Below are 10,927 nucleotides of genomic sequence, written 5' to 3'. Positions count from 1 at the left end.
TGGCCACGGGCGACTCCAGCACCGAAGCGCTGCGCTGCCTCAAACGTCGCCTGGCCCGCGTCGTTTTCCACCACCTACACACCGACCACCAAAACCGAACTCAGCCTTGCCAAACGGCAGCGGCTTGACATAGGAGAAACGCGTGCTGCTCTCCGATCGGGACCTCAGGGCCGAAATCACCGCCGGGCGGTTGGGCATCGACCCCTTCGACGACGCCCTGGTGCAGCCATCCAGCATCGACGTTCGCCTTGACTGCATGTTCCGGGTGTTCAACAACACCCGCTACACCCACATCGACCCGGCAAAGCAGCAGGACGAGCTGACCACCTTGGTCGAACCCGTCGAGGGGGAGCCGTTCGTGCTGCATCCCGGCGAGTTCGTGCTGGGCTCGACGCTGGAGCTGATCACCTTGCCCGAGGACCTCGCGGGACGACTGGAGGGTAAATCGTCGCTCGGCCGCCTCGGCCTGCTGACGCACTCGACGGCCGGCTTCATCGATCCCGGCTTCAGCGGTCACATCACCCTCGAGCTGTCCAACGTCGCGAACCTGCCGATCACGCTCTGGCCGGGGATGAAGATCGGTCAGCTGTGCATCCTGCGGTTGACCAGCCCGGCCGAACATCCTTACGGCAGTTCGCGAGTGGGTTCGAAGTACCAGGGCCAGCGAGGGCCCACGCCGTCGCGCTCCTACCAGAACTTCATATCGTCTACATAGGTTCTGCGGGACCCTCTCGCCCCCATTCTGCGCGATACTTAGTTAGTCATGGTTTTTACCTCCGCCTGGCCATGGCCGTCGTGCAATACCTTTGGAGGGGTTTGTATTGGATATCGTGCTCGGGGTGTCGATGGCACCGTCGTCAATCCAAATGGTCGTCCTGCAAGGCGAATACGCCGACGGCGCCACGGTAGAAGAGGACGCGATCGACGTCACCGCCGCCGATGATGCAGCCACCACGAGCGCTCCCGACCGGGTGATCTCGGCCATTTTGGGCACCCGCGAGGGCGCCGCCGATGCCGGCCTCGAACTGTCATCGATCGGGGTGACGTGGACCGATCAACTCGAAGCGGCCGCCTTGCGCGACGCACTGACCGCTCACCGGATCGACAACGTGATGCTGGTGTCGGCTTTTCTTGCCGCGGCGGCGCTGGCGCAAAACGTCGGCGGCGCAATGGGTTACGAACGCACCGCCGTGCTGCTGGTGGAGCCCGATACCGCGACCCTGGCCGTCGTCGAGACCTCCGACGGTTCCATCCCGGACGTCTACAAACAGCAGATCCATGCCGAGTCCTACGGCGCTGCCGCCGAGCAGCTCGGCGCGATGGTCGCCGGGCTGGAGAAGCTGGAATCACCGCCGGGCGGGCTGCTCTTGGTCGGCTCGGGCATCGATGTCGCTCCGTTGAAGCCGGCCCTGCAGTCGACGACGGCCCTCGGCGTGAGTGTGGCCGAGGAGCCGGAGACGGCGCTGGCCCGCGGGGCGGCGCTGGCGTCGGCGAACGCCCCGCTGTTTGCGTCCTCGACCGCCGCGCTGGCCTATGCGCAAGACCCCGGTACCGGCGCGGTCGATCAGTACTCCCTGCCCGAATACCTCTATGTCCCCTTCGGCCCGGAGCCCGGTGACGACGAACTCGCCTACAGCGCGGTGGGGGATGAGGACGCCGATTCGCCGACCGTCGTCATCGAGAGGCTTTTCCTTCCCGAAGCAAGTCAGCCGCAGCGGCGGCCGGCCTTGCTGGTCGGCAGCGGGCTGGCGGTGGCCGCCATCAGCGCGGTGTTGGCGCTCGAGATCGCGTTGGCGATCGGCATCCGCTCGACGGGGACCGTCGCTTTGCAGCCAACCCCGAACCAGCAGCTGATCGTTCCCACCGAGCAGGCGCCCGCCCCGGCGCAGGCGTCCGCGCCGGAGCCGAAAATCAGCCTGCCCGCTCCCGTGGCGGCACCCAAGCCGTTGAACCCCCCGGTCGCCGCGCCGCTGCCCGCGGTTCCGCCACCGGCAGCCCCTCCCATGCCCGCGTCGCCGCCGGTGATCCCTGTTCCCGTTGTGGTTCCACCGGTGCCGGTTCCGGTGCCGGTCCGCATCCCGATTCCCAACCCGGTTGTGAGCCCCCCGCTGTTCGAGGCCCCGCCGCGTGTGTCGGTCCCTCAACCGGTGCTGCCCCAGCCGCCGGTGCGCGTTCCCCAGCCGCCATCGCCCCCGAAGGTGGGCGGCACCGTTCCGCAGTCCCCGCCGCACCAAACGCCTCCCGGCGAAGTCACCCCACCCAAGCCGAGCAATCCCGGTAACTCCGGCGGTGGGCACGTGCCGACGCCGGGCTCGGGTGGGTCGGGCGGCTCGAATGGCGGCCACATTCCGGCCCCCGGCGCGGGTAATTCGGGTGGCTCGGGTGGTGGACATGTTCCGACGCCTGGTGCGGGTGGCTCGGGTGGTGGACATGTTCCGACGCCTGGTGCGGGTGGCTCGGGTGGTGGACATGTTCCGACGCCTGGTGCGGGCGGTTCGGGTGGCGGCCATGTCCCGACGCCCGGTGCGGGCGGCTCTGGTGGCGGCCACGTCTCGACGCCTGGCGCGGGTGGCTCTGGTGGTGGACATGTTCCGACTCCTGGCGCGGGCAGCTCTGGTGGTGGCCACGTCTCGACTCCTGGCGCGGGCAGTCCGGGCGGATTTGGCGGTGGGCACGCGCCTGCCCCCGGCGGCGGGTTTGGCGGTGGCCACGCTCCTGCCCCCGGCGGTGGGTTTGGTGGTGGCCACGCTCCCGCCCCTAGCGGCGGCGGTCACAGCGGCGGCGGATTCGGCGGCTTTGGCGGCGGTCACGGTGGCGGCGGCGGCTTTGGCGGCGGCGGCCACGGTGGCGGCGGCGGAGGCTTCGGTGGCGGCCACGGCGGCGGCGGGCACAAATAACCGCGGCGTGCCAGACACCCCACAGCCGGCGGCCCGGGCGGCTACCAGCTCCGATCGAGTGGGGTGAGCTGGACCGACCCGGTCAAGACGGCGGCACCTGCGCGATGTGTTGGCGGCCCTGGCACCGGTCTTCTTTAGCCGCCCGCACACGCACCAACCACCGGACGTCGGCACGAACGTCGTTGCACCTGAGAATCCTCCGCCCGCCGCCGGCCCGCCCCGCCGTCGGCCCCCGCGCCGGTACCGCCCGAAGCGCCTCCGGCACCCTCGCCGCAGTCCGGCGACCACGAACACTGGGACGACTGGCTGCATCGCCAGGTGGGGCCCGAAATCTCGGTCCCGGAGCCCGGCCCCGGACGGTCCCGGCCCGCCCCCCGCCCGCCGATCGCGCGTAAAATCGTGGCACTAGGGGAATAACGGTGGGGACTCAGCGACCCCGCGCGCCATCATCTCGTGCGGCGGCGGCGCCCTCACCGCGAATGGCTAGCAACCGACTATTGGAGGAGCTTTGGACACCGTACTGGGTGTGTCGATGGCCCCGACCGCAGTCCGGATGGTGCTGGTCGAGGGGGAAAACGGCGACGGTGCCACCGTCGATGAAGATAATTTCGATGTCACGACGGCCGCTGATGCGGCAACCGTCACCGCCTCCGACCAGGTAGTCTCCGCCATCTTGGGGACGCGTCAGGGCGCGGCGGAGGGCGGCTACCAACTGGCGTCGACCGGAGTCACGTTCACCGACCCGGTCGAGGCCGCCGCGCTGCGCGACAAGCTCGCCGCCCACAAGGTGGAAAATGTGATGCTGGTCTCGGCCTTTCTGGCCGCGGCCGCGCTGGCCCAGGCGGTTGGCCACCGCACCAACTACGCGCAGACGGCGCTGCTGTACATCGAGCCCGACACCGCGACGCTGGCCGTCGTCGACAGCGCCGACGGATCCATCGCCGAAGTCCGGCGCCAGGCGCTCCCCGAGGATGACGAGGCGGCGGTGGCCGAACTGGCCGCGATGGTCTCCGGCGCGGCGAACATGGAGACCCGCCCGGACGCCGTATTCGTCGTCGGCTCCGGCATCGACATCCCGCTGATCAAGCCCGCGCTGGAGGCGGCGACCACCCTTCCGCTGACGGCGGCCGAGGAACCGGAGACGGCACTGGCCCGGGGCGCGGCCCTGGCGTCGGCCCATGCTCCGCTGTTCGCGTCGTCCACCGCGGCACTGGCGTACGCGCAGGACCCCGGCACCGGTGCGATCAACCCGCTCGCCGTCGCACCCGGCTACTTCGACGCACCCGCTGCCGCCGGCGCGGATGCCCTGGCATACAGCGCCGTGCCCGACGACCCGGACGAGTTCTTTACCGGCACGCAGACCGCCGCCACCGAGCTCGTCGACGCCGACTATCGCGGACGCAACTCGTTCAAGTTGGTGGGCAGTGCGCTGGCGGCTGTCTTCGTCATCGGCGTGGTGGCACTGGTCGTCTCCCTGGCCATCGCCATCCGCCCGACGGCCGACGTGCGGCCCAGCCCGAACGAGAACGTCGTCGTCGCGCCCACCCGGCCCGCCCCGGCGCCCGCGGCTCCGGCTCCCGTTCAGGCACCCGCGGCTCCCGCACCCGCTCCGCAGGCCCCGGCGCCGGCGCCCGTTCCCGAGGCGCCCGCCCCGGTAGCTCCCGCGCCCGCTCCGATCCCCGTGCCGGCCGCTCCGGCGCCCGCACCACCGCCGCCGGTGGCACCCGTTCCGGTACCGATCCCGTTGCCGATACCGGGCATCGGTGGACCGCCCGGCGGCGGGTGGGGCCCCGGTGGCGGCGGAGGCCACGGGGACCACGGCGACGACGGCTTCCCCGGCCGCGGTCGCGGCGGATTCGGCGGCGGCCACGGTCGCGGCGGATTCGGCGGTGGTGGCCCACACATCGGCATCCCCGGCATTCCCGGGCTGTAATACCGCCCGGCGATCGGCGGCCACCCGTCATCTACCGTTTGCCTCCCGCTTAGCCCGACGATGCGGTTAGCTCATCGGGGCCGCTTACACCAGAGGTATGCGATGCACCGTGTTCGGCACGGGTTACCTCGGTGCCACCCACGCGGTGGGGATGGCGGCGCTGGGACACGACATCCTCGGGATCGACATCGACCCGGGCAAGGTGGCCAAGCTCGCCGGAGGTGACATCCCCTTCTACGAGCCTGGCCTGCGAAAGCTGTTGAACGAGAACCTGGCTGCGGGCCGCCTGCGCTTCACCACCGACTACGACATGGCCCCCGACTTCGCCGACCTGCACTTCCTGGGCGTGGGCACACCGCAGAAGAAGGGCGAATACGGCGCCGACCTGCGCCACGTCTATGCCGTCATCGACGAGCTGGTGCCCCGGTTGACGACATCGGCGGTGCTCGTCGGTAAATCGACGGTTCCGGTGGGCACCGCGGCCGAGTTGAACCAACGCGCGGCCGCGCTGGCGCCGCGCGGCGTCGACGTCGAAATCGCCTGGAATCCGGAGTTTCTGCGCGAAGGCTACGCGGTGCAAGACACACTCCGCCCGGACCGGATTGTGCTTGGCATACAACAGGATTCGATGCGTGCTGAGGCCGCCGTTCGTGAACTGTACGGCCCGCTGCTCGACGCGGGAGTGCCGTTCCTGGTGACGGATCTGCAAACCGCGGAGTTGGTCAAGGTCTCCGCCAACGCCTTTCTGGCGACCAAGATCTCGTTCATCAACGCCATCTCCGAGGTCTGCGAGGCCGCCGGCGCCGACGTCAGCCTGCTGGCCGACGCGCTCGGATACGACCCCCGGATCGGACGCCAATTCCTCAACGCCGGTTTGGGTTTCGGTGGCGGCTGCCTGCCCAAGGATATCCGGGCATTCATGGCACGCGCGGGCGAACTGGGAGCCGACCAAGCGTTGACGTTCCTGCGGGAGGTGGACAGCATCAACATGCGTCGCCGCACCCGGATGGTGGAACTGGCCAGCGCGGCATGCGGCGGCTCGCTGCTGGGCGCCAACGTCGCGGTGCTCGGCGCGGCGTTCAAACCCGAATCCGACGATGTGCGCGACTCACCCGCGCTCAACGTCGCGGGGCAACTGCAGCTCAACGGCGCCGCGGTCAACGTCTATGACCCCAAGGCCCTGGACAACGCGCAGCGCCTGTTCCCGACGCTGAACTACGCGGTCTCGGTCGAAGAGGCCTGCGAACGCGCGGACGCGGTGCTCGTACTCACCGAGTGGCGGCAATTCGTCGAGCTCGATCCCGACGATCTGGCCGACGGGGTCCGAGCCCGCGTGATCGTCGACGGCCGCAACTGCCTGGACGTGGCCCGCTGGCGGCGGGCGGGCTGGCGGGTCTACCGCCTCGGCGCGCCGCGACCGGAGTGACGGCGGGCGGCCCCAAAACCCCGGCGAGTAGCCTGACCGGCGTGGACTATGCTGGCGCATTCCTCGACGAGAACCGGGCTTTCGCGGAGCTGTTCGACGGTGTCGACGAGTCCACGCCGGTGCCCACCTGCCCGGGCTGGACGCTGCGGCAGCTGTTGCGCCACGTCGGCCGCGGCGACCGCTGGGCCGCGCAGATCGTGCGCGAGCGCCCCGATGACTACCTCGACCCCCGCACCGTGGAGGGCGGCAAGCCGCCGCCCGATCCCGCCGACGCGATCTCCTGGCTGCACGGCGGTGCCCAGCGCCTCATCGACGCCGTGGAGCTGACCGGGGTCGAAACACCGGTCTGGACGTTCCTCGGGCCGCGCCCGGCGAACTGGTGGATCCGGCGCCGGCTGCACGAGGTGGCCGTGCATCGTGCCGACGCCGCGATCGCGCTGGGCAGCGATTTCACCCTCGAACCCGACATCGCGGCCGACGGGATCACCGAATGGCTGGAGCGGGTCGCGATCCAGGCGGGCGGCCAGGGTGCGCCGCTGCCGCTCGAGGACGGCAGCACCCTGCACCTGCACGCCACCGATCCCGGCCTCGGCGAGGCCGGCGAGTGGACGGCCGCCGTCGAAGGGCGGCGGATCACCTGGTCGCACGAGCACGGCAAGGGCAGCGCCGCATTGCGCGGCGGCGCCACCGAGCTGCTGCTGGCGATCCTGCGCCGGCGACCGCTCGCCGACACGGGCGTCGAACTGTTCGGCGACGATGCCGTGTGGGAGCGCTGGTTGGACCGTACGCCTCTCTAGTCGCGGGGCCGCACGGTAATTTGCACACCATGACCACATCGGAGATCGCCACCGTTCTGGCATGGCACGACGCCCTCAACGCCGCGGACATCGACACCTTGGCCTCCTTATCCAGCGACGACATCGAGATCGGCGACGCGCACGGAGCCGCGCAGGGCCACGAGGCGCTGCGCACCTGGGCCGCCTCGCACCGGGCCGCCACGGAGCTCGGCCGGATGTATGTGCACGACGGCGTCGTGGCCGTCGAACAAAAACTCAGCGGCACCGACGATCCGGGGGCTTCCGCCAACACCGCGTTGACGTTCCGGGTGGTCCGCGACCACGTCACCTCCGTGTTCCGGCATGACAGCCTGGCGTCGGCGCTCGCGGCCACCGAGCTCACCGAATCCGACGCCGTCGACTAGGACCATCAGGCAGTAGGAGCTGTTCATGCGCGGAATCATCTTGGCCGGCGGGTCGGGCACCCGCCTGCATCCGATCACCACGGGCATCAGCAAGCAGTTGCTCCCCGTCTACGACAAACCGATGGTCTACTACCCGCTGACCACCCTGATGATGGCCGGCATCCGCGACATCCTGGTGATCACCACCCCGCATGACGCGCCCGGATTTGCCCGACTCCTGGGCGACGGCTCGCAATTCGGCGTCAACATCACGTACGTGACGCAGGACCGGCCCGACGGCCTGGCCCAGGCGTTCGTCCTGGGTGCCGATCACATCGGCAATGAGACGGTGGCTCTGGTATTGGGAGACAACATCTTCTACGGCCCCGGGCTGGGCACCAGCTTGAGCCGCTTCCAAACCATAAGTGGGGGAGCTGTTTTCGCCTATTGGGTGGCCAACCCGTCGGCGTACGGCGTCGTGGAATTCAGCGACGACGGCCTGGCGCTGTCACTGGAAGAGAAACCCCAGACGCCGAAATCCAATTACGCGGTACCGGGTTTGTACTTCTACGACAACGACGTGATCGAAATCGCCAAGGGCCTCAAGAAATCGGCGCGCGGCGAGTATGAGATCACGGAGGTCAACCAGATCTATCTCAGCCGGGGCCGGCTCTCGGTCGAGGTGATGGCCCGCGGAACGGCCTGGCTGGATACCGGAACGTTCGACTCGCTGCTGGACGCCAGCGACTTCGTGCGCACGCTGGAACGGCGGCAGGGCCTCAAGGTCAGCGTGCCCGAGGAGGTGGCGTGGCAGCAGGGCTGGATCACCGACGATCAGCTGGCCGAGCGGGCGCACAGCCTGCTCAAGTCCGGCTACGGTGGCTATCTGCTGGACCTGTTGGAGCGGAGCCGATTTCACTAGGCTTCGCCAGCACCGCGGCGATCGCCGTCGTCAGTGGCACCGACAGCGCCAGCGCCATCCCGCCCACCGCTGAGCGGGCGATCTCGATGGCCACACTCTCGCCGGTCAGCACGTCCGTCAACGAGCGGTTGGACACGCTGAACAGCAACAGCAGCGGCAGCGAACTCCCGGCATAGGCCAGCACCAGCGTGTAGACCGTGCTGGCGATGTGATCGCGACCCACCCGGAGGGCGCCCACAAAGGTCGCCCGTCGCGAGCCCCCGAGGCGGGCGAGCTCGAACACCGTCGAGGATTGGGTCACCGTCACATCGTTGAGCACACCCAGCGACCCGATGATGAAGCCGGCCAGCAGCAGGCCACCGATCGACACATTGCCCAGGTATGCGCTGACGGTGGTGTTCTGTTCGTCCGACAGCCCGGTGAGGTGTGTCAGTTGTATTGCTGCCCAAGATAATCCGGCGGACAACAGCAGCGCTGACAGGGTGCCCAGCAGTGCGGCGCTGGTCCGCAGGCTGATTCCGTGGGCCAGGTAGATGACCGCGTAGAGGATCGCCGCCGCCGCCACCAGCGCCACCGGTATCGCGGGCGCGCCGTCCCGCAACGCCGGCAGCAGGAACATGACCAGCACGACGAAGGCGACCAGGATCCCGACCAGCGCGAGCAGCCCGCGCCAGCGCGCCACGGCCACGATCACCACCGCGAACGCGATCGCCAAACCGACCAGCGCCCAACCACGTTCGAAGTCGTAGAACGCGTAGCTGGTCGCGCCCTGATCGTCGACCTGCCGCACGATCCGAATGTGGTCGCCCACCGCGAATTTCGGCTGGCCGGGACCGGGGGAGGACTCCAGCAGCGTGCCGGCGCCCGCGTTCGGTCCGGAATCGATGGCGACCCGGGTCAACACGCAGCGCCCGGCGCCCGGCACGGCGGGCTGCGGCGGGCCGGTGAGAACCTGGCTGACCGACGGGCTGCCGCAGTCGCCCAACTCGCTGGACAGCACGTGCCCGGCCTGCGTGCTCACGGCGCCGCCGGACGCGCTCTGCAGCGGCATCGGAATGTCGACGCGCTGTCGACTGGGCCACAACACGATCGCGCCGAGGGCTACCGCGACGCCGATCGCGATCAGCAGCCCGACGACGATCCTGGCGGGCAACGGATCAACGGCAGACGGGCCCGGCGGCATGCTGTGCGAGTGGGAGTGCGTCACCCGCTCCACCGTAGAGGCGGTTTCCTGGGTGCTTACTGGCGATAGCCGACGAGGAAGTTGCCCAGCCGCTCGATCGCGGCCGCCAGATCGCGGGCCCACGGCAGCGTCACGATGCGCAGGTGATCTGGTGCCGGCCAATTGAAGCCGGTGCCCTGGGTGACCAGAATCTTCTCCTGCAGCAGCAGGTCGAGGACGAGCTGCTCGTCGTCGTCGATGTCGTAGACCTCGGGATCCAGCCGCGGGAAGGCGTAGAGCGCGCCGTCCGGCTTGACGCAGGACACCCCCGGAATCTCGTTGAGCTTGGTCCAGGCGACGTCGCGCTGCTCGAGCAGTCGGCCGCCGGGCAGGACCAGGTCGTCGATGCTCTGGTAGCCGCCCAGGGCGACCTGGATCGCATGTTGCGCCGGGACGTTGGGGCACAGGCGCATGTTGGCCAGCAGGTTGATTCCCTCGATGAAGCTGCCGGCGTGGTCCTTGGGCCCGGTGATCGCCAGCCAGCCGGCCCGGTAGCCGGCCACCCGGTAGGCCTTCGACAGGCCGTTGAAGGTCAGGCACAACATGTCCGGCGCCAGCGAGGCCAGGTTGATGTGCTGGGCGTCGTCGTAGAGGATCTTGTCGTAGATCTCGTCGGCGAGCAGCAGCAGCTCGTGTTTGCGCGCCAATTCGACGATCTGGGTGAGGACTTCGCTGCTGTAGACCGCGCCGGTCGGGTTGTTCGGGTTGATCACCACCAGCGCCTTGGTGCGGTCGGTGATCTTCGACTCCAGGTCGGCGAGGTCCGGCTGCCAGCCCTGCGTCTCGTCGCACAGGTAGTGCACCGGGGTGCCACCGGCCAGCGAGGTCGACGCCGTCCACAGCGGGTAGTCGGGCGACGGGATCAGCACCTCGTCGCCGTTGTCGAGCAGGGCCTGCAGCGTCATCGTGATCAGCTCGGAGCAACCGTTGCCCAGGTAGACGTCGTCGACGTCGAAGCGGGGGAATCCGTCGACCAATTCGTAGCGGGTGACCACCGCCCGGCGCGCGGGCAGGATGCCCTGTGAGTCCGAGTAACCCTGGGCGTACGGCAGCGCCTGGATCATGTCGCGCATGATCACGTCGGGCGCCTCGAAGCCGAACGGCGCCGGATTGCCGATGTTGAGCTTGAGGATGCGATGCCCCTCGGCTTCCAGCCGCGCGGCCTGCGCGTGCACCGGTCCGCGAATCTCGTACAGGACGTCCTGAAGCTTCGACGACTGCGCGAAAGTACGCTGCGGCCGGTGATGAGCCGACGGGTGCGGTGGCAGCTGGTGCGGCAGCTGATGGGTGGTCACACCACTAATGGTGCCATCACTGTCCACTGAAATTTGCTGACAGCGTCAAACT

General features: G+C 69.1%; 9 protein-coding genes and 1 pseudogene. 8 read left to right on the top strand and 2 right to left on the bottom strand.

Annotated features, from left to right (window positions below):
- From Q0W90_RS03675 to rfbA, 8 genes and pseudogenes are all read left to right on the top strand, one after another.
- A pseudogene (locus Q0W90_RS03675) lies at nt 1-128 on the top strand (IS110 family transposase); the annotation flags it as partial.
- A gap of 14 nt (nt 129-142) precedes the next feature.
- Nucleotides 143-715 (top strand): dCTP deaminase, encoded by a 573-nt coding sequence (dcd, locus tag Q0W90_RS03670; RefSeq protein WP_297596942.1) that lies wholly within the window; start codon nt 143-145, stop codon nt 713-715.
- Between the two features lie 130 nt (nt 716-845).
- Entirely contained in the window at nt 846-2,897 is a 2,052-nt protein-coding gene (locus Q0W90_RS03665) for a hypothetical protein (RefSeq protein ID WP_297773204.1), read from the top strand.
- Between the two features lie 532 nt (nt 2,898-3,429).
- Nucleotides 3,430-4,830 (top strand): hypothetical protein, encoded by a 1,401-nt coding sequence (locus Q0W90_RS03660; RefSeq protein WP_297596943.1) that lies wholly within the window; start codon nt 3,430-3,432, stop codon nt 4,828-4,830.
- 97 nt (nt 4,831-4,927) lie between these two features.
- Entirely contained in the window at nt 4,928-6,256 is a 1,329-nt protein-coding gene (locus tag Q0W90_RS03655; RefSeq protein WP_297773201.1) for a UDP-glucose/GDP-mannose dehydrogenase family protein, read from the top strand.
- A gap of 41 nt (nt 6,257-6,297) precedes the next feature.
- Nucleotides 6,298-7,053, top strand: a complete 756-nt coding sequence (locus tag Q0W90_RS03650) for a maleylpyruvate isomerase family mycothiol-dependent enzyme (protein WP_297773198.1) — start codon at nt 6,298-6,300, stop codon at nt 7,051-7,053.
- 29 nt (nt 7,054-7,082) lie between these two features.
- Nucleotides 7,083-7,457: a nuclear transport factor 2 family protein gene (locus Q0W90_RS03645; RefSeq protein WP_297596948.1), complete on the top strand. Its 375-nt coding sequence runs from the start codon at nt 7,083-7,085 to the stop codon at nt 7,455-7,457.
- 25 nt (nt 7,458-7,482) lie between these two features.
- Complete coding sequence (gene rfbA, locus Q0W90_RS03640) at nt 7,483-8,358, top strand: glucose-1-phosphate thymidylyltransferase RfbA (protein ID WP_297596950.1); 876 nt, start codon at nt 7,483-7,485, stop codon at nt 8,356-8,358.
- On the opposite strand, the gene Q0W90_RS03635 is transcribed toward rfbA, so the two are convergent.
- Both Q0W90_RS03635 and Q0W90_RS03630 read right to left on the bottom strand, forming a co-directional pair.
- Nucleotides 8,300-9,565 (bottom strand): YibE/F family protein, encoded by a 1,266-nt coding sequence (locus Q0W90_RS03635; protein ID WP_297773195.1) that lies wholly within the window; start codon nt 9,563-9,565, stop codon nt 8,300-8,302. The two genes, rfbA and Q0W90_RS03635, sit on opposite strands and share 59 nt — an antisense overlap.
- A gap of 32 nt (nt 9,566-9,597) precedes the next feature.
- Complete coding sequence (locus tag Q0W90_RS03630; RefSeq protein WP_297596954.1) at nt 9,598-10,902, bottom strand: pyridoxal phosphate-dependent aminotransferase; 1,305 nt, start codon at nt 10,900-10,902, stop codon at nt 9,598-9,600.
- Nucleotides 10,903-10,927 lie beyond the last annotated feature (25 nt).

This window comes from Mycobacterium sp. (assembly GCF_025933915.1).
GTDB lineage: Bacteria > Actinomycetota > Actinomycetes > Mycobacteriales > Mycobacteriaceae > Mycobacterium.
The sequence above is the reverse complement of the archived record's forward strand: the minus strand, read 5'-3'. Positions and strand labels throughout refer to the sequence as shown.